This window comes from Streptomyces dioscori, from assembly GCF_003024195.1.
Lineage (GTDB): Bacteria > Actinomycetota > Actinomycetes > Streptomycetales > Streptomycetaceae > Streptomyces > Streptomyces dioscori.
On the sequence record NZ_KZ679038.1, the window covers coordinates 767,861 to 793,680 of the forward strand.

Below are 25,820 nucleotides of genomic sequence, written 5' to 3' on the forward strand. Positions count from 1 at the left end.
TGACCAGGAGAGAATAAACGTCGTGGATGCTTGCCATCCACACAATCTATTTCCCTGATCGCGGGTGCCGGGTCCAGATTGGTCCCACCGCAATCAGGAGGACATGTCCGTGAAACCCGAAGCCACGCCCGCACCCTTCGCCGGACGATTCGCCCTCGCCACGCTCTCGGCTCCCGACGGGCCTGCCTTCCCCGCCCTCGTCACGGCGGACGCCCGGGTGCTCGACCTCCGGACCGCCTTCGGCGACGAGCGCCTGACCGTCCGCGCTCTCCTGGAGGACTGGGACGGGGCGAAGGAGCGGTTGTCGGCGCTGGCCGACCAGGGTGATCCGCGGAGCGGGCCGCTGGCGGACTTCCGGGTGCACGCCCCCGTGGAGCCGCGTCAGGTGTTCCAGTCCGGTGCCAACTACCGGCAGCACGTCATCGATCTGCATGTCGCGCACCGCGATCCGGCCGACGACCGGCCCGAGGAGGAACGCCGTGCCGAGGCCGCCGAGATCATGGACCGCCGGGCCGCCGAGGACCTGCCGTACGTCTTCATCGGGCTGCCGAGCGCGATCACGGGCCCGTACGACGAGGTCGTGCTGCCCTCGTGGGCCGAGAAGCCGGACTGGGAGCTGGAGTTGGCCGCCGTGATCGGCCGGCCCACTCATCGGGTGTCCGTCGAGGAGGCCCTGGACCATGTCGCCGGGTACACGATCGCCAACGACCTCACCGACCGGGCCACCGTCTTCCGCCGGGACATGCCGCAGATCGGCACGGACTGGCTGCGCAGCAAGAACGCTCCCGGTTTCACCCCGCTCGGCCCCTGGCTCGTGCCCGCCTCGTCCGTCGCGGACCCCGGCGACCTGCGCCTGGTGCTCAAGCTGAACGGCGAGACCATGCAGGACGAGTCCACCAAGGACATGCTCTTCGACATCGCCCGGGTGGTTTCCTACGCCTCCCGGACCGCCGAACTCCTGCCTGGCGACGTGGTGTTGACCGGTTCTCCGGCCGGCAACGGCATGCACCACGGACGGCTGCTGCGGGACGGCGACGTCATGGACGGCTCCATCACCGGCCTCGGTGCCCAGCGCACCCGCTGTGTGGCGGAGGCGGCCCGGTGAACCTGGACCCCACCGACCCCGAGGGCTCGATCGCGCGGGCGGCCAAGGCGTCTTCCAACTGGGGCCGTTGGGGCGCCGACGACGTGCTCGGCACCCTGAACCACCTCGACGAGGCCAAGCGCCGCGAGGGTGCCGCGCTGGTGCGCAGGGGTGTCAGCTTCTCCCTCTCCCAGCGGTTCGACATGAACGGCCCGCAGAAGGGCTGGCGGCGGCGTACCAACCCGGTGCACACCATGCTGGACACCGGCACCGACGCCGCGCTCGGCAACCAGGGCTTCCCGCACGGCATCGGCGGCGCCGACGACGTGATCTCGATGCCGCTGCAGTGCTCCACCCAGTGGGACGGCCTCGGGCACATCTTCGACCACGGCAAGGCGTGGAACGGGCGCCCGGCCGAACGGGTCGTCACCTCCGACGGCGACCTGGTGACCGGCATCGAGCACATGGCGTCGCACGTCGCCGGGCGGGGCGTCCTCCTGGACGTCGGCCGCACGATCGGCGCGGACGGCGTGAGCGGCGCGGACGGGACGGCCGGTACGACCGCTACGGCCGGTACAACCGCTGCGGCCGGCGAGCTGCCCGACGGGTTCGCCGTCACCGAGGCCCACCTGACCGCGACCGCCGAGGCCCAGGGCGTCGCGATCGGCCGCGGCGACATCGTGCTCGTCCGCACCGGGCAGCTCGCCCGGGTCCGCCGCGACGGCTGGGGCGACTACGCCGGCGGTCCCGCGCCCGGTCTGTCCTTCACCACGGCCGGCTGGCTGCACGGCAGCGAGATCGCGGCGATCGCCACCGACACCTGGGGCTTCGAGGTACGGCCCAACGAGTTCGAGCACGCCTTCCAGCCGCTGCACCAGGTGGCCATCCCGCACATCGGCCTGCTGATCGGCGAGATGTGGGACCTCGACGCACTCGCGCGGGACTGCGCGGCCGACGGCGTGTACGAGTTCTGGCTCACCGCCGCGCCGCTGCCCATCACCGGCGCGGTCGGCTCCCCCGTGAACCCGATCGCCGTCAAGTAGCCCGTCACGCGGCAACAGGAACAAGGGAGTTCCCCATGAGCACACCCCGTACGGTCCTGGTGATCGGCGGTGGCGCGGCCGGCTGCGCCGTGACGGTCCTGCTGCGCCGCGCCGGCTTCGCGGTGGACCTGATCGAGGCCAGGAGCGACTGGAACGCGACCGCCGGTTCCGGCATCACCCTCCAGGGCAACGCCCTGCGCGTGCTGCGCGAGTTGGGGGTCTGGGACGAGGTGGAGGCCTCCGGGTTCGGCTTCGGTTCGGTCGGCATCACCGCTCCCGACGGCACCGTGCTGCACGTGCAGGAGGACCTGCGCACCGGCGGCGACGAGCTGCCCGCCACCGTCGGTATGCAGCGCCCCCGGCTTCAGCAGATCCTGATCGAGGCCGTGCGCGCCGGTGGTGCGTCGGTCCGCCTGGGGACCACCGCCGAGATCGTGGTCCAGGACGCGGAGGGTGTCTCCGTGCGCTTCAGGGGTGGCCCGGACGACGGCTCCGAGGGACGAGTGGACACCGAGGGGCGCTACGACCTGGTGATCGCGGCCGACGGCCTGGGATCCGCCACCCGCGCCGCGATCGGCATCGCCGACAGGCCCGAGCCGACCGGTATGGCCATCTGGCGGATCGCCGCCCCGCGTCCGGCCGGGCTGACCCGCACCGACCTCGCGTACGGCGGTCCTGCCTACATCGCCGGTTACTGCCCCACCGGCGACGACACCCTGTACGCGTATGTCGTCGAGGCCAACCGTGACCGCGCCTCGATACCGGCCGGGTCGCACGCCGACGAGATGCGGCGGCTGGCCCGGTCGTACGGCGGCTTCTGGCCGGAGATCACCGCGCACATCACCGAGCCGGCGCAGGTCAACTACACCTGGTTCGAGCGCCTGTTGGTCGAGGGGTCCTGGCACCGCGGCCGGGTCGTGCTGATCGGCGACGCGGCCCACTGCTGTCCGCCCACCCTCGCGCAGGGCGCCGCGCTGTCCCTGGAGGACGCGTGGGTGCTCGCCCAGATGTTCACCGGGTCCGACCCGTGGGACGACGCGCTCTTCCAGGCGTACTACGAGCGGCGAATCGCCCGGGTACGTCCGGTCGTGGAGGCGTCCGTACAGCTCGGGCAGTGGCAGCTGGACGGGGTCCGCGACGCCGATGTGCCCGGCCTGATGGCCCGCACCATGACCCTGCTCCGGGAGTTGCCGTGACCGCACACGCACACCCACACGCCAAAGCCGCTGTACCCACGGTCGACGTCCACGCCCACGTCCTGATCCCGGAGATCGAGGCGCTGGTGGAGGGGGCGCCGGGGCTCGCCGAGGCGCGGACGCTGGACGCCCGGCGCAACGGTCCCACCGCCCTTGCGGTCAGCGGGCCCATGGTGCGCGACCGGCTGCCCCGGCTGACCGACCCGGCCGTGCGGCTGGCCGCCATGGACGCCCAGGGCGTGGACATCCAGCTGGTCAGCCCTTCCCCGTCGCACTACCACTACTGGGCGGACGAGGAGACGGCCGAGAAGGTGTACCGGACGGCCAACGAGGCGACGGCGGCGCATTGTTCGGCCGCTCCGGACCGGCTGCGCGGCCTCGGGCTCGTCCCCCTCCAGCACCCGGACCGGACGGTCGAGGCCCTCGACCACGCCCTCGCGCAGGGCCTGGCCGGGGTGGAGATCTCCAGCCACGCGCCCGGCCGGGAGCTGTCCGACCCGGCCTACGAACCCTTGTGGTCCCGGGCCGGGGAGACCGGCGCGGTCGTCTTCCTGCATCCCTTCGGGTGCACCCTCGACGAGCGCCTGGACCGGTGGTACCTGTCCAACACCGTCGGCCAGCCCGCCGAGAACGCGGTCGCCCTCTCCCACCTCATCTTCTCGGGCGTGCTGGACCGCCATCCCGGTCTCAAGGTGCTGGCGGCCCACGGCGGCGGCTATCTGCCCACCCATGTCGGCCGTTCCGACCACGCGTGGTCGACCCGCTCCGACGCGGGTGCCTCATGCGCCCGGCCGCCCAGCAGCTATCTGCGGCGCCTGTACTTCGACTCACTCGTCCACGACCCGCACATCCTGCGGGAGTTGGTGCGGGTCGCCGGCGGGGACCGGGTGCTGCTCGGCTCCGACTTCCCCTTCGACATGGGCACCGAGGACCCGGTCGGCGCCCTGCGCGCGGCCCGGCTCCCCGCCGCCGACTTCGAGGCCGTACGCGGCGGCAACGCGGCCGCCCTCCTGAGGAAGGACTGACACCATGAGCGCACGCCTGCTCACCCATCTGCGGCACGTCGACCTCGCCGTGCCCGACTACGACAAGCAGCTCGACTTCTACGCCGGCGTCTGGGGCCTGACCAAGGTCGCCGAGGACTCAGGTATCTCCTTCCTGGCCGCCGAGGGCTCCCCGGAGCAGTACGTCGTGCGGCTGCGCAGGGCCGAGGAGAAGCGCCTCGACCTCGTCTCCTACGGGGCCGCGAGCCCGGCGGACGTCGACACCCTCGCCGAACAACTCCTGTCGGGTGACGTGCAGTTGATCTCCCGGCCGGGCAAGGTCGACACGCCCGGCGGCGGCTACGGCTTCCGCTTCTTCGACATCGACGGCCGCACCATCGAGGTCTCCGCGGACGTGGAGGTACGCAGGCACCGCAGGATCGAGGAGAAGGAGGCCATCCCGGTCAAACTGTCGCACGTGGTCCTCAACTCCCCCGACCTCGACCGCACCCGGCAGTGGTACGAGCGCCACCTCGGCTTCCTGCTCTCCGACACGCTCAGCTCGCCGCACATGGGCGAGGTCATGCACTTCATGCGGATCAGCAACCAGCACCATTCGATGGCGCTGGCCAAGGGCCCGCACACCGCCCTGCACCACGTGTCCTTCGAGATGCGCGGCCTCGACGAGTACATGCGCGGCTCCGGCCGTGTCATGCGCGCGGGCTTCAAGAAGATCTGGGGTCCGGGGCGGCACACGGCGGGCGACAACACCTTCACGTACTTCCTCGACCCGCACGGCAACACCGTCGAGTACACGACGGAGTTGGAGGAACTGGACGAGGACACCTGGCATCCGCACGTCTACGACTTCTCGCGGCCCGAGGTCACCGACCAGTGGGGCACCGCCAACCCCATGAACGAGCTGGTCGCCAAGGAGTCCTTCAACGACCCCGACCGCGGTGTGTTCATCGCCCCGCCGGTCTGATCCGCCCGGCCCGCCAGGAGAGCCCGCATGCGCTTCGCCACATACGTACACCACCACCGCACCCAGGTCGCCGTGCTGGCGCCGGACGACTCCGCGGGGGACGACACCCTGTACCCCCTGCCCGCCGTCCGCTCCCTGACCGGCCTGCTCGGCGCGACGGACGGTCTGCCCGGTCTGCTGGCGGCGGGGGCGTCGGCTCTCGGCGGGCCGCCCGGTCCGCACGTCTCGGAGGTACGGCTGCTGCCGCCTCTGCAGCCCGCGTCGGTACGGGACTTCGTCACCTTCGAGGAGCACGTCGAGGGCGTACGCCGTGCCGTGGACGGTGCCTCCGGCGTGCCCGAGCAGTGGTACGCGGCGCCTACGTTCTACTTCACCAATCCGCACGCGATCCACGGGCCCGGCGAGGACGTACCCGTGCCGCCCGGGTCGGCCGCCCTGGACTTCGAACTCGAAGTGGCCGCCGTCGTCGGACGGGAGGGCCGGGACCTGACTCCCGAGCAGGCCCGCGACCACATCGTCGGCTACACCGTCTTCAACGACTGGTCCGCCCGCGACCTGCAGTCCGCCGAGATGAAGGTCGGGCTGGGACCCTGCAAGGGCAAGGACACCGCGACGACCCTGGGCCCGTACCTCGTCACCGCCGACGAACTGGAGCCGCACCGGGACGCCGACGGCTTCCTGCGGCTGGCCCTGACCGCCGGGATCAACGGCCGGACGGTCGGCAGGGACCTGCTCTCCCACATGAGCTGGACCTTCGAGGAGATGACCGCGTACGCCTCCCGCGGCACCCGGGTCGTACCGGGTGACGTCCTCGGCTCCGGCACCTGCGGCAACGGCGGTTGCCTGGCCGAGCTGTGGGGCCTGCGCGGCAAGCAGGACCCACCACCGCTGAGGCCCGGAGACACGGTCACCCTCACCGTCGAGGGCATCGGCACGCTCACCAACACCGTCGTCGCGGGGGCCGAGCCCGTCCCCCTGCCACCGGCCCGGCGGCGGCGCTCCTGAGGGGCGCGGGGGCTGTCCGGCCGGCCACGGGTCCGCCGTGGCCGGTCGCGCAGTTCCCCACGCCCCTCAGAAGCGCCCCTCAGGAGCACCGGTCGGACGCGCCCGGTCAGGCCCGCCCACGGGCGAGCCGCCCCGCCAGCAGCGGAATGACGACGGCCGCGGCCACCACATGGGACACGGCCAGGACGATCTGCGTGGACGTGGCGGTGTGCGGGGCGACCGCCGGTCCCGCCAGGGACAGCGCGGTCAGCGCGACGGTGATCACCACGAAGGTGCGGGCGGGCCGCCCGGCCCAGCGGGCGAGAGCCATCGCCAGGACGACCCCGACGACCGACCAGAACAGCACGCCCCCGGCGAAGCCGCCCACCGGGATCTCGGCGGCCTCCGTCGCCCCGGGACTGGCGGCCTCCATCGGTACGCCGGCGCCACGGGCGACGAGGGCGAAGGCCTCGGTCACCACGGCCCCGGCGAACACCGCGAGGGCCCCGACCTGCCACACGGGACGCGCGCCGAGGGACTGGGTGACGGACTGGGCGAAGGACTGGTTCCGGGACACGGTGGCACTCATGGCAGATTCTCCTGTCGGCGATTCCTGGGTGGTCGGCCTTTCACAGAGTCAGACCGGTGCACGGCCAGGAACTGAGCGGTCGCCGGGCAACAATTTTCAGGTCGGGCCGAGGGCGGGCCGCGTCCCGGCTCAGGTCCCGGTCGCCGCCGCGGCGGCCCGTCCGGCCGCCCGTCCGGAGAAGAGACAGCCGCCCAGGAACGTCCCCTCAAGGGACCGGTACCCGTGGACGCCTCCCCCGCCGAACCCGGACACCTCCCCGGCCGCGTACAGACCGGGCACCGGCGTGCCCGCCGCGTTCAGGACCCGGCCGGAGAGGTCGGTCTGCAGGCCGCCGAGGGTCTTGCGGGTGAGGATGTTGAGGCGAACGGCGATCAACGGACCGGCACTTGAGTCCAGGATCTTGTGCGCCGCCGCCGTGCGGCTGATGCTGTCGCCGGGGTAGGAAAGGGCGTTGCGGATGCCCATGACCTGGAGGTCCTTGGTGTACGGGTTGTCCATCTCCCGGTCGCGCGCCTCGATCTGGCGTTGCAGGCCGGCCAGGTCGATCAGTCCGTCGCCGGTCAGTTTGTTCATGCCGCGGACGAGTTCGGACAGGGTCGTGGCGACGACGAAGTCCACGCCGTTCTTCTTGAACTTCTCGATCGGCTCGGGCGTCTGCCAGATGCGCGAGAGCAGCTTCCAGATGTTCTTCTCGGTGAGGTCGGGGTTCTGCTCGGAGCCGGAGAGCGCGAACTCCTTGGCGATGATCTTCTGCGTGGTGACGAACCACGAGTAGTCGTATCCGGAGGCGGTGATCGACTTGAGCGTGTGGAGGGTGTCGTAGCCGGGCATGTCGGGTGCGCCGAACCGCTTGCCGGTGGCGTCGAACCACATGGACGACGGGCCGGGCAGGATACGGATGCCGTGGCCGGGCCAGATGGGGTCGTAGTTCCTGAGGCCCTCGGTGTAGTGCCACATCCGGTCGGGGTTGACGATCCGGCCGCCCGCCTTCTCCGTGATCGCGAGCATCCGGCCGTCCACGTACGCCGGGACGCCGGTGATCATGGTCTTGGGCGGGGTGCCGAGGCGGGCCGGCCAGTTCTGGCGTACGAGGTCGTGGTTGGCGCCGATGCCGCCGGAGGTGACGACGACGACCGGGGCGCGCAGTTCGAACTCACCGACCACCGTGCGGGAACTGGGCTTGCCGCGGGCGGCGTCGCTCGGCTCCAGGACGGCGCCCCGGACGCCGGTGACGGCCCCGTTGGTCGTCACGAGCCCGTCCACACGGTGCCGGAACTTGAAGGTGACCTTCCCGTCCGCGACCGCCGCCCGCACCTTCTTCTCGAACGGTTCGACGACCGCGGGGCCCGTGCCCCAGGTGACGTGGAAGCGCGGCACCGAGTTGCCGTGGCCGTCCGCGAGACCGCCGCCGCGCTCCGCCCAGCCGACGATCGGGAACCACTGCACGCCCAGGCCCGCGAGCCAGGAGCGCTTCTCTCCGGACGCGAAGTCCACGTACGCCTCGGCCCACTTGTAGGCCCAATAATCCTGGCCCGCCTTGTCGGTGATGCCGCGGTCGAAGCCGGCGGTGCCCAGCCAGTCCTGCCAGGCCAGTTCCTGCGAGTCCTTGATGCCCATCAGCCGCTGTTCGTCGGAGTCGACGAAGAACAGGCCGCCGAAGGACCAGAACGCCTGACCGCCGAGGTTGGTCGCCGGTTCCTGGTCGAGGAGCAGGACCTTGCGGCCCGCCGCGGCCAGTTCCGCCGTGGCGACCAGGCCGGCCAGTCCGCCGCCGACGACGATCGCGTCCGCGTCCGAGGCGGCTGCCGAGGCCGCGAAGGCGGGGGCGGTCGCCTGCGCGAGGGCGGTGGCGGCGAGCGCGCCGCCCGCCGCCGTCAGGGCACGGCGCCGGGTGATCGCGGCCAGGGCCGGTGAGTTCTCCATGGACTGCCTTCCGGAGGAGACGGAGGAGATGCGAGACGGGAACGGCGATACGGGATGCGTGATACGGCAGACGGGATACGGGGGATGTTCCTGGGACCGCCGCACTGTTACCGTCGGTAGCCCACAGGGAACCAGGTCGTCACAGCGATGTGGTAGTGGCCGGACACCAACGTGGGGGCTGCTTCGTTGTGTCCCGGCGACAGCGGCGCCGGCCGACCGCGCACGGACCGTGGAGGGAGAATCGACCCATGGCTGTCGTCCACGAACGCGAACCGGTCACCGAGATCCTGCGGACGATGGCCGTCGACGACGACGTGTGCGGCGAACTCGTCCGCGCGGCCCGCGCCCACTCCCCCGAGGTCGCCCGGCTCACCGAGGCGGAGAGCCGCTCCCACGTCCGGGCCATGATCCGCGCCGCCGGTGAGTGGTTCGCCACCTTCGACGGGGTCGAGCGGGACGGGGTCGAGCAACAGGACTTCACGGCCGCCCTGTTACTGGGGGCCGACCGGGCGGGCCAGGGTGTCGCGATGACCGCGGTGCTGCGCGGGGTCCAGGCCGGGCTGGGCCGAGCGCTGGAGATCACCGTCGAGCGCTGCCGGGCGGCGGGAGTGCCGGACAGCGTCCTGCTGAGCGTCGTCCTGCGTCTCAACGAGTACGGCAACGCGGTCGAACGCCATGTGATCAACGGCTACCGGGCCGCCGAGCGGGCCACCCCGCACGAGAGCGCCGAGGTCCGCACGAACGTTCTCCGCAGGCTGCTGGTCGGCGGAGTCGTGCCGTCGCCCCTGGAGATGGCGGGCGCAGGGATGCGGCCGGGCGGCGGACCGCACCACTGCGTCGTCGCGGACGCCGGCAACCCCGCGGCCGTACGTCTCCTCACGGACCGCCTCTCCGGACTCGGCGCGGTGTCCGGCCTGATCGAGGGACGGCTCGCCGGTCTGTGCCGCCGGATGCCCGGCATCGGGGAGGCGGGGGCGTCGGCCCTGGTCGTGGTCTCACCGGCCGCTCCCCTGGAGGAGATCCGCCCGCTGTACCGGCTCTGCGTCCGGGCCGTGGACATCGGTGCACGGCAGGGGCGTCAGGGCCTGTACGAGCTGACCGACTTCGCCGCCGAGATCGCCCTCGCCGACCAGCCGCTCCTGGGCGCGCACCTGAGCGCGCAGCTCCTGGGCGCCCTCGTCGAGTCGGACGCCTTCCACCGCCAACTCGCCGTCACGGCGCTGACGTTCCTCGACAACGGCCGACGTCTCGACCAGAGCGCGACGGCCCTGTTCACCCACCCCAACACCGTCCGCTACCGGCTCGGCCGCCTCCAGCAGATCACCGGGCACTCCCTGACCGACCTCGCGTCCGGGCCTCTGGCCGAACCGCTGAGCACCCTGCACTGGTGGTGGGCCCTGACCACCTGGCTGGGAAAGGACCGCGAGCCGCTGTAACCACCACACACCAACGACCGCGGTCAGCTGCCGAGTTCGGGCCTGCGGTCCCCCTTGCGGTCGCGGCGGGCCAGCAGGCGCTGGGCGCGGGTCAGTCCGTTCGGGAGGTTCCTGCGCAGCGCGGCGCGGGCGGCGTTGGAGCCGGGAGCCCCGTGCACCCCGCCGCCCGGATGCGCGGAGGCCGATGCCAGGTAGAGGCCCTTGACCGGCGTCTCCGGGCGTCCCGTGCCCGGGACGGGGCGGAAGAAGAGCTGCTGGTGCAGGGCCGTGGTGCCGCCGTTGATGGCACCCCCGTGCAGATTTGCGTCGAGGGCCTGGAGGGTGGGCGGTGCCAGTACGCGCCGGGCCCGGATCAGGGAACGGAACCCCGGTGCGAAGCGCTCGACCTGCCGCTCGACCCGGTCGGCCATCAGCTCCTGCTCCTTGGTGTCCCAGCTCCCGGTCAGTCCGTCGTCACCCGCGTCGCCCTTGATGTGGTGCGGGACATGGGTGTACGCCCAGGCGGACTCGGTGCCCTCGGGCGACCGGGTGGGGTCGGCGGTCGTCATCTGCCCGAACAGCGCGAACGGCCGGTCCGGTACCTGTCCCATGGCGACCTGGGCCGCGAACCGGGTCAGCTCGTCGACGCCGTCCGCCAGGTGCACGGTTCCCGCGCCGACGGCCTCGGGGGCCTGCCACGGTACGGAACCGTCGAGGGCCCAGTCGACCTTGAAGGTGGCGAAGTCCCACTGGAACCGGCGCAGATCGGCCAGCACCTGCGGAGGCAGGTCGTCCCTGTCCACCAGTTCGCCGTACAGCGCGGGAGCGGACACGTCCGCGAGGACGGCCCGCGCGGCGGACACCGTCTCGCCGCCGGCCGTGCGCACCGCCACGGCCCGGCCCTCCCGCACGACGACGCGGCTCACGCGCTCCCCGCACCGGAGGACCCCGCCGCGTTCCTTCAGCCGCCGGGTCAGCGCCCCGATGAGGGCGCCGGAACCGCCGACGGGGACGGGAAACCCGTACGTCTGGCCCAGCATCGACATCAGCCAGCCGAAGCCGCCGCTTCCCGCGGCCTCGGGGGCCAGGTCGGCGTGCAGCGCGTTGCCCGCCAGCAGCAGCCTGCCGCCCTCGCCGCGGAACTCCTCCTCGCCGAGCCGCCGTACCGGCAGCACCATCGACCGGGCCAGGCGCAGCCCGCCGGCGGTCCGCAGGCGCAGGGCGAGGCGGGCGCCCGCGCGTACCGGCGGGAAGGGCGTGAACAGCGCTTCCAGCAGGTCGGGGCGCAGCCGCTCCCAGACCCGGTGCAGTTCGCGCCAGGCGTCGCCGTCGCCGTCGGCGAAGACGTCCAGGGACGCGGCGGTCTCGTCGAGATTGCGTCCGAGTACCGCGCACCGGCCGTCGGACAGCGGGTGGGCCAGGACGCGGGGCGCGTGGCTCCACCGCAGCCCGTACCGCTCCAGGTGGAGTCCGGACAGGACCGGGGAAGCCGCGGCGAGGGGGTAGAACGAGCTGAAGAGGTCGTTCGTGAAGTCCGGGTCGACTCCGTTGTCGTGCCGGACCGCGCCCCCGGGCTCGTCCTGTTCCTCCAGGACTTCGACGCTCCAGCCCTCGTCGGCCAGGAGGTTGGCGGCGACGAGCCCGTTGGGACCGGCTCCGATGACTACCGCGTCCGGCATGGCCGCCTCCCGTCCCGCTGCCGTGCCGCACGGACGACGCCGGTCATGCCGGCCTCGGCTCCGCGCGGGCGGGCCGGGACTCGCTCCTCCCGGCCTCCTCGCACACATCGGCCAGCCGCTTGAGCATGGCCCGGTGCCGCACCTGGATGAGTCCCTCCACGGCCACGTTGTGCAGGGTGCCGCCGGCCCCCTGCAGCGGATGCTCGTCGATGATCACCAGCGTGTACTCGCCCCAGGGCCGCAGTTCGATGGCGATACGCGCCGTGCCGAGCGGGCCCGCGATCGCTTCCAGCTCCAGCTCACGCTCCTCGACGCACGCTCGTACGACCGACTCGTTGCTCAGGGTCCACGGCCCGACCCGCACCTCGTAGCCGATCGCGGAATGCACCTGCGGCCACTGACCGCGCACGGGGTACGAGGACGCCGTCCCCACGACCCAGTCCGCGTACCGGGTGCCGTCGGCCAGGACGGCCCACACCTCACGCGGACTCTTCTTGATGAGCCTGTGGCGTACGGCCACCGCTGCCTCCCTCGTGTCGCACCCGTCGTAGCGGAGTGATCGGTGCCGGGTCCCCCGGCATCCGGAGTTCAACCGACCGGCGGACCTCCGCCGTCGGTGGTGTCAGGCCCGTCGGCCCTGCCGCCCGCGCCGAGCAGGCCGGTGGGGCGGAAGGGTTCCCGGGCCGCCAGCCGGGGCAGGGCCCGGCGCGACACGCGCAGCACGACCGGCGGCAGCGCGACCCGGCCCAGCTGCGCGGCGACCAGCCAGCCGGGCACGTACACCGAGGTGCGCCGCCGCTCGACGGTACGGGCCAGCCGGGCCGCGACGTGCTCCGCCGGATAGACACGGCGGGCCGGGGGCGGCATGTGGCCGCGCAGTTCGCGCAGTACGGCGTGCCGGTCGGCGTCGCGGATCATGTCGGTGTCGGTCCAGTTGAGGTAGGCGATGCCCACGGCGACACCCTGGTGTGCGACTTCGGCCCGCAGGGAGTGGGCGAAGGCCTCCACGCCCGCCTTGGAGGCGCAGTAGGCGCTCATCATGGGCGACGCGCCGATCGAGGCCAGGGAGGCGACCTGGAGGTAGTAGCCCGCCGTGTCCACCAGATCCGGCAGGAAGGCGCGTGCGGTGATCGCGCTGCCGGTGAGGTTGACGTCGATCACCCGGCGCCAGGACGCGGCGTCCGACTCGGCGAAGGGGCCGCCCTCGGCGATGCCCGCGTTGGCGATCACCGCGGAGGGTTTGCCGAGGGTCTTGCGTACGTCACGGGCCACGTCGGTCATCCCGGCGTCGTCGGTGATGTCGACCTCCCAGGTGGCGGCCGGGGTGGGGAGTTCTCCCGCCAGGGCCTCCATGGCCGGTTTCTCGTGCCCCAGGAGGGCGAGGTGGGCGCCCCGGTGGGCCAGGTCCCGTGCCAGGGCGGCGCCGAGGCCGCGGGCGGCGCCGGTCACCACCACGATGCGGCCGCGCAGCGGGTCGTGTTTCACGGGTCTCCCTTCGTGGCGGGCTCAGGTCGTCCCCGAGCTGACGGGGGTACTTCTCGGTGACGGCCGGACCCGGATGCGGGTCGGGACCAGCCGCTTCCATCCGACCACGAGTCGGTGTGCGCCGCCCGCCGTCGGGTCGTGCGTCGGGTACGGGCCGGTGGGGGCCGGCCGCACCAACGCGGCGGAGCCGCACATGTCACAGCCCCGCGCCCCTTACGGGGCCGGCCGGTGGAGAAGCGGCGGCCTGGACGGGGCACCGCGGTATCAGGGAACTCAGGGGTCTCGTCAGAGTCATTGACGTGCATCGCGGTGGACTCTAATTTCTGATCGATCTCCCGAACCGCGTTCGAAATACCGACCCACGGCATTCGCCGGGGCCCTTCGTCACGCCCGCACCCGTTTGGAGACCACGATGAGCGCAAGACCCCAGCCGACCCGGCGCCTCCTCCTCGGCATGGCCGCCGCCACTCCACTGGCCGCGGCCGGCGTACTGACCCTCGGCGCCGGCACCGCCCACGCGGCGGACTCGGCGTACGTGATGTGCTACTTCACCGAGTCGACCAGCCTCGGCCTCGGCACCGACTACGGGCTGCATCTCGCCGTCAGCACCGACTCGCTCAACTGGACGCCGCTCAACCAGAACAACCCCCTGGTCACCCCCACGGCGGGCGCCCTCGGCCTGCGCGACCCGTTCCTCATGCGCAAGCAGGACGGCACCTTCGTCGTCATCGCCACCGACCTCAAGGGCACCGACTGGAGCTACAACAGCCAGTACATCCACGTCTGGGACTCCGCCGACCTGCGCACCTTCACCGGTTACCGCCGCCTCAAGCTGCACGACATGACCACGCACAGCTGGGCACCGGAGGCGTTCTGGGACGCCGGCCGGGGCCAGTACGCGGTCATCTACTCCTCGGTCAACTCCAGCGGGCACAACGTCATCATGGTGAACTACACCAGCGACTTCGTGACCGCGTCGGCTCCGCAGGTGTTCTTCGACCCCGGCTACGACGTCATCGACGGTGACATGGCCGTCGGTGTCAGCGGCTGGAACTACCTCTTCTTCAAGAAGAACCAGACACTGGTGGCCGCCAGGTCCACCTCCCTCAACCCGGGCAGTTTCACGGAGTTCAGTGCGGGGGTGGCGCACGGCGGCACCGAGGCCCCGACCGTGTTCAAGTCGCTGACCAGCAACACCTGGTACCTGTGGGGTGACACCTACACACCCAACGGCGTCTTCTACGCCTGGCAGTCCAGCAACCTGGCCTCCGGCACCTGGACCGCCCTGGACCAGAGGACCTACACCCAGCCGGTCAACTCCAAGCACTGCGGCATAGCGACCATCACCACGACCGAGTACAACAACCTGCTCACCAGGTGGGGCGCCCCGGCCTGGAACCGGCTCAAGTCGTACAACTACCCGGACCGTTACGTCCGCCACGCCAACTACGCCGCCCGCATCGACACCTACCCCTTCGACCTGTACACCGACTCCCAGTGGAAGCTGGTCCCGGGCCTGGCCGACAGCTCCGGGGTCTCCTTCCAGTCGGTGAACTACCCCACCCGCTATCTGCGGCACTACAACTACGTGCTCCAACTCGACGTCAACGACGGCACGTCGGCGTTCGCGGGCGACGCGACCTTCTCCCGTACGGCGGGCCTCGCCGACTCCTCCTGGGCGTCGTTCCGCTCGTACAACAACCCCACGCGCTACATCCGCCACTCGAACTACGTGCTGCGCATCGACCCGGTCTCCACAGCCACCGAGCAGCAGGACGCGACGTTCCGCGTCGGGTACTGACGACCGGGCAACCGGGCGCGTCGCGTACCACACGCCGGTGATCGCCTATGTTGGCGCGTATGCAGTCATACACGATCGGCCAGGCGGCGCGTCTGCTCGGGGTCAGCCCGGACACCGCGCGGCGCTGGGCGGACGCGGGCCGGATGGTCACGCACCGGGACGAGGGCGGGCGGCGCCTGATCGACGGCAGGGCCCTGGCCGCCTTCTCCGTCGAGCTCGCCAAGGGCGACGGCGAGGAGGACACCTCGTACACCTCCGTCCGTAACGCCTTTCCCGGGATCGTCACGGCGGTGAAGCTCGGTGATGTCGCCGCCCAGGTCGAGATCCAGGCCGGCCCGCACCGGCTGGTGTCACTGCTGACACGCGAGGCCGTGGAGGAGCTGGGCCTTGAGGTAGGGGTGGAGGCCACCGCCCGGGTCAAGTCGACGAACGTACATATCGACCGGGCCTGAGAGCGGCACGAGGGCCGCGAGGGTGGCCTCCGGCGGTCACGCGCCGCCCTGGAGGCCGGTCACCTGGTGACCGAGTACGAGTGGGCGCCCGTGCCCGCCAGTGCGCCGCCGTCCACGATCAGGTACTCGTCGCGGATCGGGCGGCCGGCGAGCCAGGATTCCAGGATCTCGCGGGTGCCCGCCGCGTAGCGGGCCTGTGCGGAGAGGGAGGAGCCCGAGATGTGCGGGGTCATGCCGTGGTGGGGCATGGTGCGCCAGGGATGGTCGGCGGGGGCGGGCTGCGGGTACCAGACGTCGCCCGCGTAGCCGGCCAGCCGGCCGCTGCGCAGGGCGCGGTCGACGGCGTCCCGGTCGGCGATCTTCGCGCGTGCCGTGTTGATGAGGTACGCGCCACGCTTCATCCGGCCCAGCAGTTCGTCGCCGAAGAGTCCTTCGGTCTCCGGGTGGAGCGGCGCGTTGACGGTGACGACGTCACAGTGCGGGACCATGTCGGCGGCGCTCTCGTGGAAGGTCAGGCCCAGCTCGCGTTCGACCGCCTCGGGCAGGCGGTGGCGGTCGGTGTAGTGCAGCCGCACGTCGAAGGGTGCGAGGCGGCGCAGGACGGCCAGGCCGATGCGTCCGGCGGCGACCGTACCGACGTGCATGCCCTCCAGGTCGTAGGAGCGGGCCACGCAGTCCGCGATGTTCCAGCCGCCGTCGAGCACGACCTGATGGGACGGCAGGTAGTTGCGCACCAGGGACAGCGTCATCATCACCACGTGCTCGGCGACGCTGACGCTGTTGGAGTACGTGACCTCGGCGACCGTCACCCCGTGCGCGACCGCCGCGTCCAGGTCGACGTGGTCGGAGCCGATGCCGGCCGTGACGGCGAGCTTGAGGTTCGGGGCGGCGGCGATGCGTTCCGGGGTCAGGTAGGCCGGCCAGAACGGCTGGGAGATCACCACGTCCGCGTCGGGCAGCTCCCGGTCGAAGACCGAGCCGGCGCCCTCCTTGTCGGAGGTGACGACGAGGGTGTGTCCCGCCTTCTCCAGGAAACCGCGCAGGCCCAGCTCACCGGACACACTGCCGAGCAGGTGCCCCGGCGTGAAGTCGAGGGCCTCCGGGGTGGGCGTGCTCTGCCCGCCGGGGTACCGGTTGATCGCGGGGAGGTCGTCGCGGGCGTACGTGGTCGGGTATCCGTCGGTCGGGTCGTCGTACAGCACACAGAGCACCTTCGCCATGATCACGGCTCCTCAACTGCGTTGACTGCGGGTGCGGTTCACGATCCACGCAGCCGATCGCCCTGGTCAAAGCGATTCTCGCTATGTCCGTATAGCCGACGGCTATCAGTGGTCGTGACCGTCGAGGTACGTCCGCAGCAGTACGTCCAGCGCCTCCCGTACGCCCGCCCGGCGCGCCTCCGCCAGCAGTGCCCCGGCGAGTACGGACGGCGGGTCGTCGGGGCCGGTCACCAGGCCCACCCGGGGCCCGTGCGCCGGTCCGTCCAGCGGCACCACCCGCATTCCGTCCGGTACGCCGAACATGTGCAGCCACGCGTGCGAGATCACGCTCGACCAGCGACCGCCGGGGAGGTGCGCGTAGAGACCGGCGACGCTGTCCGACTCGATCGCGGGGGCGGCGGTGGCCCCGTCGGCGGCGAAGCACTCGTCGATGATGCGGCGGTTGCGCATACGGGAGTTGAGCAGGCACAGCGGGAGCGCGGCGGCGGCCGACCAGCTCGCCGTCGGGGCGCTCCCGAGCGGGCCTGCGACCGGGGTCAGCAGCACGTACCGCTCCTCGTACAGCGGGAGCCGCCGCACCCCTCGCAGGGAGTCGTCGTCGAGGTAGGTCATGGCCGCGTCCAGCTCGAACTCGGCGAGACCGTGGGTGATGTCGGCCGAGGACAGCGACTCGATGCTCACCCCGGCCCGGGGATGGCGGTCGCAGAACGGGGTGGTGAGGAGGGAGGCGGCGGGCAGGGCGGTGGGGACCACGCCCAGGCGCAGGGTGCCCGTGAGTCCGTCGCGCAGCGCGGACAGCTCCTGGCGGAGGGCATCGCCCTCGGCGAGGATGCGGTGTGCCCAGGCCAGCACGACCTCGCCCTCCGGGGTGAGGCCCTCGTAACGCCGGCCGCGCCGCACGATCGGCACGTTCAGTTCGTGTTCGAGGCGGCGGATCGCCGCGGACAGCGAGGGCTGGGAGACATGGCAGGCGGCCGCCGCGCGGACGAAGTGACGCTCCCGGGCGAGCGCGACGAGGTACTCCAGCTGGCGCAGTTGCACGCGTGACCTCCCAGGGACACCGGGCCCTCAGTGTCCGGATCTCGGCATCCGGGCCTCAACAAGGACACGTGGGCGTAGAGATGAGCCCGTCCGCGTCAGTCCGTGCGGCGCACGGCCCGTGCCAAAAAATGGTGGGCCGCGTCCTCGTAACAGTCCAGCTCCCAGCCCGCCGTGTGCAGCGCCGGGCGCAGGTTCTCCTCGGCCAGCGGGTCGTCGGGGTCCAGGGCACGGCCGTGGCGGGCGGCCCGTTCGGCGCGGCCGGAGGGGTGGAAGAGCAGGAGGACGCCGTCGTTGGCGGTCACCCGGGCCCATTCGCGCAGGGCGGTCGCGGGATCGGGGACATGGTCGACCAGGCCCGCACTGAAGATGCCGTCCAACGACCCTGCGGGCAGCGGGAGTCGGCACGCGTCGGCCAGCAGAAGTCCGGTGCGTCCCTTCCCGGCGGCGGCGGTGAGCATCGCCGGGGTGAGGTCCGCGCCGAGCACGACACCCTCGGTGCCGACCTCGGCGCGCAGGGCGGGCAGGGCTCGGCCGCTGCCGCAGCCCACGTCCAGCACCCGCTGTCCGGGGCGCAGTTGCATGCGCGCGACGGCCGCCGTGTAGCGGGGGCCGTCGACGGCGAAGCGCTCCTCCCACGCGGCGGCCCGGGGGGTGAAGAAGGCGCGGGTCGTGGTCGCCGTCGCCCGGATCGCGGCCAGGGTGGCGAAGCGTTCGAAGACGGTGTCCCGGTGCGGGGCGAGCGCCGCGAGTTCGGCGGGAGCGGCGTCCTGGAGGTCGGGGGCGGTCGCCGCCTCTTCCCGGAAGGCCGTCGCGAAGGCGTCGACCGCCTCCTTGTCCACCTCCAGGTGGAACTGCGTCCCCCAGGCCGAGCCGCCGATCCGGAACGCCTGGACGGGGTAGCGGTCGCAGGACGCGAGCAGGGTCGCGCCGGGCGGGAGGTCCATGGTGTCGTCGTGCCAGTGCAGCACGCGCAGGCGCTCGGGCACTTCGGCGAACAGCGGATCGGCGGTCGCGGCCGGAGCCGTCCGCGCCTCTCCCCAGCCGATCTGCCGGCTCGCGCCGGGCCGGGCCGTGCCGCCCGCCGCCACGGCCAGCAGTTGCGCGCCGAGACACACTCCGAACACGGGCACTTCCGCGTCCAGGGCGGCCCGCAGCAGGGACAGTTCGGCCGCGCGGGTCGGGAAGGTCGGCGAGTCGTCGTACGCCGCCATGGGGCCGCCCATGACGACCAGCGCGGCCAGTCCCGCGGGTGACCCGGGCACCGGGTCCCCGGCCCAGGTGCGACAGACGCGCACCGGCAGTCCCGCCGCCGCCAGCGCGGTACCGAGCGCGTACGGGCCCTCGTGGGGCAGGTGCTGGACGACCAGGACGCCCGTCGGTTCGACCCAGCTCACAGAAGGTAGCCGCCGTCCACGCGGATCGCGCCGATGCCGCTGATGTGGCGGGCGCCGCAGCGGTCCTGAGGCAGCACCAGCTGGGGTCCCTGGCCGTCGAGCGGGCTGTCGTCGACGGTGGCCGCGAGCAGGACGGGGGCGCGGCCGAAGTCGGGGTCGATCTCCGCCCAGGACAGCAGCGCGTGATGGCCGTCCCTGCCGGACACCGCGATCAGGAAGCGCAGGCGTTCCTTGCGGCGGGCGGGGTCGAAACCGGGCCCTGCCGCCATCAGTACGTCGTGCAGCAGGGGCCCGGTGAACCGGTGCCGCTGGATGCCGCTGGTCGCGCACTCGAAGCTGACCTCGGTCTCGTGCTGCGGCCAGGCGAGCAGGTCGGACACCGTCAGCCGGGCCGGACGGGTCAGATCACCGGTGAGGGCGAGCTCCGCCACCGGACCGGCTGCCGTACCGGCGGCTGCGAGGGACTGACTCACGGGCTACCACCTCCCGGATGACCGTACCCGGACGCACGCCCCGTGCAAACGCACATGCCAGCCCATCTGATCCATGCTCCCGCTGGTGCAAAGCGACAAGAGACTTTGACCTTGTATCTGCGGCAGTATCATCTACGCGTGCGCACCTACTGTTCCCGGGCAGGCCCCGCGGTCTGACCTGCGGGCCGGTGGGAGCCGGCCGCGCCGTTCCCCGCGCCCCTGAAGGGCTGCGCCCCAGGGGCAGAAGCTGGGGCGCGGCCCCGCCCCTGAGGAGCGCGGGGAACTGCGCGAACGGCCCCCACCGACCCGCAGACGAAGGGACGGGGCGGGGCGCAGCCCCGCCTTTCAGGGGCGCGGGGAACTGCGCGGCCGGCCCCCACCGGCCCGCACCCCCGGTTCCGCGGCACGCAGACGGTCCGTCAGGACCACAGTTGGCACAAGGTCCGTCAGGACCACAGATGATGGTGTCCGTGAGGACCAGAGGGAGTGGACCCGTAATGACCCGTACCGAGCGCCGGACCCGCAGGACCCGCAGGACCCTTCAGGTGGCCGGTGCGGGCGCCGCCGCCCTGCTGGCGCTGAGCGCCTGCTCGTCCTCCGACGGCGACGCCTCCGATTCCTCCTCGTCGAAGTCGGACTCGTCGGCCGACAAACTGTCCGGCACGGTCACCGTGTTCGCCGCCGCCTCCCTCAAGGAGAGCTTCACGACGCTGGGCGAGCAGTTCGAGAAGGAGCACCCGGGCACGAAAGTCACCTTCAGCTTCGGCGGCAGCGACTCGCTGGCCGCGAGCATCACGGGCGGCGCCCCGGCGGACGTGTTCGCGTCCGCCAGCCCCAAGACGATGAAGATCGTCACCGACGCCGGTGACGCGTCCGGGACGCCCGCCACCTTCGTGCGTAACGAGCTGGAGATCGCCACCCTGCCGGGCAACCCCGACAAGATCGCCTCGCTGAAGGACCTCACCAAGTCGGGCCTGAAGGTCGTGCTGTGCGACAAGGAGGTGCCCTGTGGCGCCGCCGCCCAGAAGGCCCTGGACGCCAGCAAGCTGAAGCTCACCCCCGTCTCCTACGAGCAGGACGTCAAGGCGGCGCTGACGAAGGTCGAGCTGAAGGAGGCCGACGCGGCGGTCGTCTACAAGACCGATGTGCGCGCTGCGGGTGACAAGGTGGAGGGCGTGGAGTTCCCCGAGTCCGACGACGCCGTCAACGACTACCCGATCGCCGCGCTCAAGGCCGCGCAGAACACCGAGGGCGCCAAGGCGTTCATCGCGCTGGTGCAGTCCGCCGAGGGCCAGCAGGTCCTGACCGGGGCCGGGTTCCTCAAGCCGTGACCTTCCCTGTCGACAAGTCCGGTGCCGCGCCCGACACCCTCCGGGGCGGGCCGCGGCGCCGGCGCGTCCGGACCGGCGAGGGTGCCGGTGGCCGAGGCGTTCCGCTGCCTCTGCTGGTGCCCGCGCTGCTCGGCCTGGCGTTCCTGATCGTCCCGCTGATCGCCCTGCTCGTTCGCGCCCCCTGGCGGAGCCTGCCCGACCTGCTGACCAGCGCCGAGGTGTGGCAGGCGCTGCGGCTGTCCCTGGTCTGCGCCACGGCGGCGACCGCGGTGAGTCTCGTCATCGGGGTGCCGCTGGCCTGGCTGCTGGCCCGCGTCGAATTCCCCGGCCGCGGCCTCGTACGGGCCCTGGTGACGCTGCCGCTCGTGCTGCCGCCGGTCGTCGGCGGTGTGGCCCTGCTGATGGCCCTGGGCCGCAACGGCATCGTCGGCAAATGGCTGGACTCGTCGTTCGGCGTCACGCTCCCCTTCACCACCACGGGGGTCGTCATCGCAGAGGCGTTCGTCGCCATGCCGTTCCTCGTGATCAGCGTCGAGGGCACGCTCCGTGCCGCCGACCCGCGCTACGAGGAGGCCGCCGCCACGCTCGGCGCCTCCCGCTTCACCGCGTTCCGCCGGGTCACGCTGCCGTTGATCGCGCCCGGTATCGCGGCGGGCGCGGTTCTCGCATGGGCGCGGGCGCTCGGCGAGTTCGGCGCGACGATCACCTTCGCCGGCAATTTCCCGGGCCGTACGCAGACCATGCCGCTGGCCGTGTATCTGGCCCTGCAGAGCGACCCGGAGGCCGCCATCGCCCTCAGTCTGGTCCTGCTGGCCGTGTCCGTCGCGGTGCTGGCGGGCCTGCGCGACCGTTGGATGACAGCAGGATGACCGAGCCCCGTCACGCTTCCGACGCCTCCGCTGCCACCCCGGACGTACGCGCCGACACCTCCGACGCGGGCCTCGACGCGCATCTCGTCGTCGAGCGCGGCACCTTCCGTCTCGACGTGGCGCTGCGCGTCGCGCCCGGCGAGGTCGTCGCCCTGCTCGGCCCGAACGGCGCAGGCAAGACCACCGCCCTGCGCGCCCTGGCCGGTCTGACACCGCTCACCGGCGGCCGGCTGCGGCTGGACGGCACGGCGCTGGAGCGTACGCCCCCGGAGTCCCGCCCCGTCGGCGTCGTCTTCCAGGACTATCTGCTGTTCCCTCACCTGACCGCCCTCGACAACGTGGCCTTCGGACCGCGCTGCCAGGGCGCGAGCAAGGCCGAGGCACGGGCGCAGGCCGCCGAGTGGCTGGGCCGCCTGGGGCTCGCCGAGCACGTCGGCGCCAAGCCGCGCCGGCTCTCCGGTGGACAGGCCCAGCGGGTCGCCCTGGCCCGCGCGCTCGCCACCCGCCCCCGGCTGCTCCTGCTCGACGAGCCGCTGGCCGCCCTGGACGCCCGGACACGCCTGGAGGTACGGGCCCAGCTGCGCCGCCACCTCGCGGAGTTCGAGGCGGTCGCCGTGCTGGTCACGCACGATCCGCTGGACGCGATGGTGCTGGCCGACCGGCTGGTCGTGGTCGAGGACGGCCGGGTCGTCCAGGAGGGCGCCCCGTCCGACATCGCCCGCCGTCCCCGTACGGACTACATCGCCCAGCTGGTCGGCCTGAACCTCTACCGGGGCGAGGCCGACGGGCATGCGGTCCAGCTCGACGCCGGTCCGTCCATCACCACCACGGAGGCCCTGCGCGGCCCGGTCTTCGTGGCGTTCCCGCCCAGCTCGGTCACCCTCTACCGGGAACGCCCCACCGGGGTCAGCGCCCGTAACCTGTGGGCCTGCGAGGTCGCGGGCCTGGAGACCCACGGCGACCAGATCCGCGCCGACCTCACCGGCGAACTGCCCCTGGCCGCGGACCTGACCACGGTCGCCGCCGCCGAACTCGATCTGCACCCGGGTGCGGCGGTCTGGGCGGCGGTGAAGGCCACGCAGACGCACGCGTATCCGGTCTGAGCGGCCTGCGCGGGCCGCTTCCGGCATCGGGTGGCGTGCGCGGGCCGCTCGGCGCGGCCGGTCCACGGGGAGCCTGAACCGTCACCCGGTCAGGCCCGACTACGGTGGCCCCAGCACCACCCAAAGGCGACAAACCACCCCTTCCTCTGTGAGGCGTTCCGTCATGAGCCTGAGCATCCGCAACCAGATCCCCGGCACCGTCACCTCCGTCACGACGGGTGAGGCGATGGCGACGGTCAAGGTCCGCCTCGACGGCGGCCAGGTCCTCACCGCGGCCATCACGCTGGAGTCCGTCAAGGAGCTCGGCCTCACCGAGGGTTCCGCCGTCCGCGCGCTGGTGAAGGCGACGGAGGTCGCGGTGGCCACCGGCCCGGTCGAGGGTCTGTCCATCCGCAACCAGCTGCCCGGCACGGTCACCGACGTCACGACCGGCGGCGCCATGGCGTCCGTGGGCATCACGGTCGACGGCGGCGAACTGACCGCGGCGATCACCAAGGACGCCGTCACCGACCTGGATCTGGCGGCCGGCTCCTCCGTGGTCGCGCTGGTGAAAGCGACGGAGGTCGCGCTCGCGACGGCGTGAGCAACCACGCCGGGGGACGCGGCACGTCGGCGTCGGCGTCGGCACCCGCGTCATGGTCGCGTTACGAGTGCGGGCGTGGACGTCAAGCATCCGTCAGGGAGGCGGCCCGGCCCCCGGTCGGCGGGCATAGCTTCGGTGGAGCGCCCGGCCGATCCGGCCGCGCGGCGCACATCGCCTTCTGCGAGGAGCAGCTTGATGTCTGCGATCGACCACTGCGAGGACCCCGAGCCCTCCGAACGCGTCCCGGCCGGACTTCTCTTCGTCCCCGTCCGGTCGGGGCCCGCGGGCTGCACGGCCCGGTTCTTCCGCACTCCCCTGGGCGGCCGTACGGCCGTCGGATTCACCTCGGCGGCACGGCTGGCCGCCACGCTGGGCACGGAGCAGGCCTGCGTCAGGCTCTCGGAGCCCGCGCTGCGCGCGCTCGCCGCACCGCTGGGCGTCACCGCCCTCACGGTCGACCCGCAGCTCTCCGCTCCCCCGGTCGCCGCCGCGGACTCCCCCGCCGACGCCGACGCCGGCGCAGGTGCCGCCGCCCGCGGGCAGCGGCGTTCGTGGCACAGCCGGCGCCCACGGCCCGCCCGTGCGCTGCGCGTGACCGGCGCCGCCGTCGTCGTCTCGTACCTGAACCTGCTGATCGGCTGAGGAGGCGCCCGCCATGACCGTTTCCCTTCACTCGTCCCTCCCGTCGTCCCTGCCGTCGTCCCTACCCGCGGATCCCGACCACCTGTCCCGGCTCCTCGGCGACGGTGGGAGCGACGCCCTGTCCGTCTGGCCGCGTTCCGCGCGCCCCGAGGCCGGCGGGGACGTCTCCGTGGGCGGGGTCTCCCTCACCGAGGCCGCCGACCGCTTCGGCACCCCCGTGTACGTCCTCGACGAACAGGAGGTCCGGGAACGCTGCCGTACCTACCGCGCGGCGTTCCCGCAGGCCGACGTCGTGTACGCGGCCAAGGCGTTCCTGTGCCGCGCGATGGCGCACTGGGTACGGGAAGAGGGGCTCGGCCTGGACGTCTGCTCCGCCGGGGAACTGGCGCTCGCCGTCACCACGGGCTTCCCGCCGGGGAAGATCGTGCTGCACGGCAACGCGAAGAGCCCCGACGACCTGCGCACCGCGTTGCGGCTCGGGGTCGGGGTCATCGTCGTGGACAGCGCCTCGGAGATCGCCAGGCTGGCCGCGATCACACCTGCCGACGCCCGTCAGCAGGTCATGGTGCGGGTCGTGCCGGGGATCGCGGCCGGCGGGCACGCCAAGGTACGCACCGGTACGGACGACCAGAAGTTCGGCCTGTCCATCCCGGACGGCTCCGCGCAGCACGCGGTGGCGCGGATACTCGACCAGCCGCACCTGGAACTCGTCGGCCTGCACTGCCACATCGGCTCGCAGATCGGCTCCGTGAAGCCCTATGTGGCCGCGGTCCGGCGCCTGATCGGGCTGCTGGCCCGGGTCCGGGACCAGCACGGCGTCGTCCTGCCCCGGCTGAACATCGGCGGCGGCCACGCCATCCCCTACCGGCCCGGCGAGCCGAGCCTCGACGTGGGCGCCCTCGCCGACCGCGTGCGGGCCGAGCTCGCGGACGGCTGCGCCCGGGCCCGCCTGCCCGTACCGCGGCTCATGCTCGAACCGGGGCGGGCGATCGCCGGACCCGCCGGGGTCGCGGTCTACCACGTCCTCGCGGTCAAGCGCACCGGCGAGCACACTTTCGTCGCCGTCGACGGCGGCATGAGCGACAACCCGAGACCCGCGCTGTACGGGGTCCGGTACGCGCCCCGCCTGATCGGCCGCCGCTCGTCGGCGCCGCCCCGCACCGTCACGGTCGTGGGCCGGCACTGCGAAGCGGGTGACGTCCTCGCCGACGAGGTGGAACTCCCCGGTGACGTACGCCCGGGCGACCTCCTCGCCGTCCCGGCGGCCGGCGCCTATCACCTGTCCATGGCGTCCGGTTACAACATGGTCGGCCGACCCCCGGTCGTCGCCGTGTCGGGCGGGATCGCACGCGTACTGGTGCGCCGCGAGTCACTGGACGACATGAGCCGACGCGACGTGGGCCTGTAGCGCCGGGTACGCGCCCGGTGCCCCTCGGCACCACCCGGGGTCCCCTCGACACGGGCACCGGGTCGTGCCGCCAGTTCGGTCCCTGGGGCGGCAACCTCCGCTAGCCCACCCACGCGCCGAAGGGGCGCGGGGAACTG

At 72.4% G+C, this 25,820-nt stretch carries 24 protein-coding genes; 15 read left to right on the forward strand and 9 right to left on the reverse strand.

Annotation, left to right across the window (positions count from 1 at the left end):
• Nucleotides 1–103: 103 nt before the first annotated feature.
• Genes C6Y14_RS03320 through C6Y14_RS03345 form a run of 6 tightly spaced genes read left to right on the forward strand, consistent with a single transcriptional unit; the run spans nt 104 to nt 6,296 of the window.
• Nucleotides 104–1,105, forward strand: a complete 1,002-nt coding sequence (locus C6Y14_RS03320) for a fumarylacetoacetate hydrolase family protein (RefSeq protein ID WP_107014879.1) — start codon at nt 104–106, stop codon at nt 1,103–1,105.
• Nucleotides 1,102–2,127: a cyclase family protein gene (locus C6Y14_RS03325; protein ID WP_107014880.1), complete on the forward strand. Its 1,026-nt coding sequence runs from the start codon at nt 1,102–1,104 to the stop codon at nt 2,125–2,127. Before C6Y14_RS03320 ends, C6Y14_RS03325 begins: the two co-directional genes overlap by 4 nt.
• 35 nt (nt 2,128–2,162) lie before the next feature.
• Nucleotides 2,163–3,323, forward strand: coding sequence for an FAD-dependent oxidoreductase (locus tag C6Y14_RS03330; RefSeq protein WP_107014881.1), 1,161 nt, complete (start codon nt 2,163–2,165; stop codon nt 3,321–3,323).
• A complete protein-coding gene (locus C6Y14_RS03335) occupies nt 3,320–4,348 on the forward strand; it encodes an amidohydrolase family protein (protein WP_107014882.1) in 1,029 nt (342 codons plus the stop codon). The genes C6Y14_RS03330 and C6Y14_RS03335 overlap by 4 nt, the downstream gene beginning before the upstream one ends.
• Nucleotides 4,349–4,352: 4 nt before the next feature.
• Nucleotides 4,353–5,291 carry a VOC family protein gene (locus tag C6Y14_RS03340; protein ID WP_107014883.1) on the forward strand — a complete coding sequence of 313 codons (939 nt, stop codon included), beginning with the start codon at nt 4,353–4,355 and terminating at the stop codon, nt 5,289–5,291.
• Between the two features lie 27 nt (nt 5,292–5,318).
• Nucleotides 5,319–6,296, forward strand: coding sequence for a fumarylacetoacetate hydrolase family protein (locus tag C6Y14_RS03345; RefSeq protein ID WP_107014884.1), 978 nt, complete (start codon nt 5,319–5,321; stop codon nt 6,294–6,296).
• A gap of 106 nt (nt 6,297–6,402) precedes the next feature.
• Here the strand turns inward: C6Y14_RS03345 and C6Y14_RS03350 are convergent, their stop codons facing one another.
• The gene (locus tag C6Y14_RS03350) at nt 6,403–6,864 is read right to left on the reverse strand and encodes a DUF6069 family protein (protein WP_107014885.1); all 462 of its coding nucleotides are present in this window, start codon (nt 6,862–6,864) and stop codon (nt 6,403–6,405) included.
• 129 nt (nt 6,865–6,993) lie between these two features.
• Nucleotides 6,994–8,787 (reverse strand): FAD-binding dehydrogenase, encoded by a 1,794-nt coding sequence (locus C6Y14_RS03355; RefSeq protein ID WP_107014886.1) that lies wholly within the window; start codon nt 8,785–8,787, stop codon nt 6,994–6,996.
• A 248-nt stretch (nt 8,788–9,035) separates the two neighbouring features.
• On the opposite strand from C6Y14_RS03355, the gene C6Y14_RS03360 reads away from it, so the two are divergent.
• Entirely contained in the window at nt 9,036–10,223 is a 1,188-nt protein-coding gene (locus C6Y14_RS03360) for a PucR family transcriptional regulator (RefSeq protein WP_107014887.1), read from the forward strand.
• Between the two features lie 23 nt (nt 10,224–10,246).
• On the opposite strand, the gene C6Y14_RS03365 is transcribed toward C6Y14_RS03360, so the two are convergent.
• From C6Y14_RS03365 to C6Y14_RS03375, 3 genes are all read right to left on the reverse strand, one after another.
• Nucleotides 10,247–11,881 carry a phytoene desaturase family protein gene (locus tag C6Y14_RS03365; RefSeq protein ID WP_107014888.1) on the reverse strand — a complete coding sequence of 545 codons (1,635 nt, stop codon included), beginning with the start codon at nt 11,879–11,881 and terminating at the stop codon, nt 10,247–10,249.
• A 43-nt stretch (nt 11,882–11,924) separates the two neighbouring features.
• Nucleotides 11,925–12,401: an SRPBCC family protein gene (locus C6Y14_RS03370; RefSeq protein WP_107014889.1), complete on the reverse strand. Its 477-nt coding sequence runs from the start codon at nt 12,399–12,401 to the stop codon at nt 11,925–11,927.
• Nucleotides 12,402–12,469: 68 nt separating this feature from the next.
• Nucleotides 12,470–13,366: an SDR family oxidoreductase gene (locus tag C6Y14_RS03375; RefSeq protein WP_107014890.1), complete on the reverse strand. Its 897-nt coding sequence runs from the start codon at nt 13,364–13,366 to the stop codon at nt 12,470–12,472.
• Nucleotides 13,367–13,778: 412 nt separating this feature from the next.
• Between C6Y14_RS03375 and C6Y14_RS03380 the strand changes: the two genes are divergently transcribed.
• Nucleotides 13,779–15,167, forward strand: a complete 1,389-nt coding sequence (locus tag C6Y14_RS03380; RefSeq protein ID WP_107014891.1) for a glycoside hydrolase family 43 protein — start codon at nt 13,779–13,781, stop codon at nt 15,165–15,167.
• A 59-nt stretch (nt 15,168–15,226) separates the two neighbouring features.
• A complete protein-coding gene (locus tag C6Y14_RS03385; RefSeq protein WP_107014892.1) occupies nt 15,227–15,619 on the forward strand; it encodes a TOBE domain-containing protein in 393 nt (130 codons plus the stop codon).
• A gap of 59 nt (nt 15,620–15,678) precedes the next feature.
• On the opposite strand, the gene C6Y14_RS03390 is transcribed toward C6Y14_RS03385, so the two are convergent.
• The 4 genes from C6Y14_RS03390 to C6Y14_RS03405 form a co-directional block, all read right to left on the reverse strand.
• Nucleotides 15,679–16,839: an NAD-dependent formate dehydrogenase gene (locus tag C6Y14_RS03390; protein WP_107014893.1), complete on the reverse strand. Its 1,161-nt coding sequence runs from the start codon at nt 16,837–16,839 to the stop codon at nt 15,679–15,681.
• A gap of 105 nt (nt 16,840–16,944) precedes the next feature.
• Nucleotides 16,945–17,880, reverse strand: coding sequence for a LysR family transcriptional regulator (locus C6Y14_RS03395; protein WP_107014894.1), 936 nt, complete (start codon nt 17,878–17,880; stop codon nt 16,945–16,947).
• Nucleotides 17,881–17,975: 95 nt separating this feature from the next.
• Nucleotides 17,976–19,274, reverse strand: coding sequence for a methyltransferase domain-containing protein (locus tag C6Y14_RS45655; RefSeq protein ID WP_107014895.1), 1,299 nt, complete (start codon nt 19,272–19,274; stop codon nt 17,976–17,978).
• Entirely contained in the window at nt 19,271–19,747 is a 477-nt protein-coding gene (locus C6Y14_RS03405; RefSeq protein WP_107014896.1) for a molybdopterin-dependent oxidoreductase, read from the reverse strand. Before C6Y14_RS03405 ends, C6Y14_RS45655 begins: the two co-directional genes overlap by 4 nt.
• 497 nt (nt 19,748–20,244) lie before the next feature.
• Here C6Y14_RS03405 and modA point away from each other — a divergent pair, with 497 nt between their 5' ends.
• The 6 genes from modA to lysA all read left to right on the forward strand — a co-directional run bounded on the left by modA (nt 20,245) and on the right by lysA (nt 25,683).
• Nucleotides 20,245–21,078: a molybdate ABC transporter substrate-binding protein gene (gene modA, locus C6Y14_RS03410; protein ID WP_107014897.1), complete on the forward strand. Its 834-nt coding sequence runs from the start codon at nt 20,245–20,247 to the stop codon at nt 21,076–21,078.
• Complete coding sequence (modB, locus tag C6Y14_RS03415; RefSeq protein WP_107014898.1) at nt 21,075–21,947, forward strand: molybdate ABC transporter permease subunit; 873 nt, start codon at nt 21,075–21,077, stop codon at nt 21,945–21,947. The genes modA and modB overlap by 4 nt, the downstream gene beginning before the upstream one ends.
• The gene (locus C6Y14_RS03420) at nt 21,944–23,050 is read left to right on the forward strand and encodes an ABC transporter ATP-binding protein (RefSeq protein WP_107014899.1); all 1,107 of its coding nucleotides are present in this window, start codon (nt 21,944–21,946) and stop codon (nt 23,048–23,050) included. The genes modB and C6Y14_RS03420 overlap by 4 nt, the downstream gene beginning before the upstream one ends.
• 163 nt (nt 23,051–23,213) lie before the next feature.
• Nucleotides 23,214–23,633 carry a TOBE domain-containing protein gene (locus C6Y14_RS03425; protein WP_107014900.1) on the forward strand — a complete coding sequence of 140 codons (420 nt, stop codon included), beginning with the start codon at nt 23,214–23,216 and terminating at the stop codon, nt 23,631–23,633.
• Nucleotides 23,634–23,828: 195 nt separating this feature from the next.
• The gene (locus tag C6Y14_RS03430; RefSeq protein WP_107014901.1) at nt 23,829–24,275 is read left to right on the forward strand and encodes an SAV_915 family protein; all 447 of its coding nucleotides are present in this window, start codon (nt 23,829–23,831) and stop codon (nt 24,273–24,275) included.
• Between the two features lie 13 nt (nt 24,276–24,288).
• Nucleotides 24,289–25,683 carry a diaminopimelate decarboxylase gene (gene lysA / locus C6Y14_RS03435; protein WP_107014902.1) on the forward strand — a complete coding sequence of 465 codons (1,395 nt, stop codon included), beginning with the start codon at nt 24,289–24,291 and terminating at the stop codon, nt 25,681–25,683.
• Nucleotides 25,684–25,820 lie beyond the last annotated feature (137 nt).

Bases quoted from the DNA above. Each gene is read 5' to 3' on its own strand.
- C6Y14_RS03390 (WP_107014893.1), bottom strand. From the start codon at position 16,839: ATGGCGAAGGTGCTCTGTGTGCTGTACGACGACCCGACCGACGGATAC.
- C6Y14_RS03420 (WP_107014899.1), top strand. From the start codon at position 21,944: ATGACCGAGCCCCGTCACGCTTCCGACGCCTCCGCTGCCACCCCGGAC.
- C6Y14_RS03330 (WP_107014881.1), top strand. From the start codon at position 2,163: ATGAGCACACCCCGTACGGTCCTGGTGATCGGCGGTGGCGCGGCCGGC.
- C6Y14_RS03345 (WP_107014884.1), top strand. From the start codon at position 5,319: ATGCGCTTCGCCACATACGTACACCACCACCGCACCCAGGTCGCCGTG.
- C6Y14_RS03425 (WP_107014900.1), top strand. From the start codon at position 23,214: ATGAGCCTGAGCATCCGCAACCAGATCCCCGGCACCGTCACCTCCGTC.
- C6Y14_RS03360 (WP_107014887.1), top strand. From the start codon at position 9,036: ATGGCTGTCGTCCACGAACGCGAACCGGTCACCGAGATCCTGCGGACG.
- C6Y14_RS03355 (WP_107014886.1), bottom strand. From the start codon at position 8,787: ATGGAGAACTCACCGGCCCTGGCCGCGATCACCCGGCGCCGTGCCCTG.
- C6Y14_RS03350 (WP_107014885.1), bottom strand. From the start codon at position 6,864: ATGAGTGCCACCGTGTCCCGGAACCAGTCCTTCGCCCAGTCCGTCACC.
- C6Y14_RS03320 (WP_107014879.1), top strand. From the start codon at position 104: ATGTCCGTGAAACCCGAAGCCACGCCCGCACCCTTCGCCGGACGATTC.
- C6Y14_RS03365 (WP_107014888.1), bottom strand. From the start codon at position 11,881: ATGCCGGACGCGGTAGTCATCGGAGCCGGTCCCAACGGGCTCGTCGCC.
- lysA (WP_107014902.1), top strand. From the start codon at position 24,289: ATGACCGTTTCCCTTCACTCGTCCCTCCCGTCGTCCCTGCCGTCGTCC.
- C6Y14_RS03385 (WP_107014892.1), top strand. From the start codon at position 15,227: ATGCAGTCATACACGATCGGCCAGGCGGCGCGTCTGCTCGGGGTCAGC.
- modA (WP_107014897.1), top strand. From the start codon at position 20,245: ATGACCCGTACCGAGCGCCGGACCCGCAGGACCCGCAGGACCCTTCAG.
- C6Y14_RS03380 (WP_107014891.1), top strand. From the start codon at position 13,779: ATGAGCGCAAGACCCCAGCCGACCCGGCGCCTCCTCCTCGGCATGGCC.
- C6Y14_RS03340 (WP_107014883.1), top strand. From the start codon at position 4,353: ATGAGCGCACGCCTGCTCACCCATCTGCGGCACGTCGACCTCGCCGTG.
- C6Y14_RS03430 (WP_107014901.1), top strand. From the start codon at position 23,829: ATGTCTGCGATCGACCACTGCGAGGACCCCGAGCCCTCCGAACGCGTC.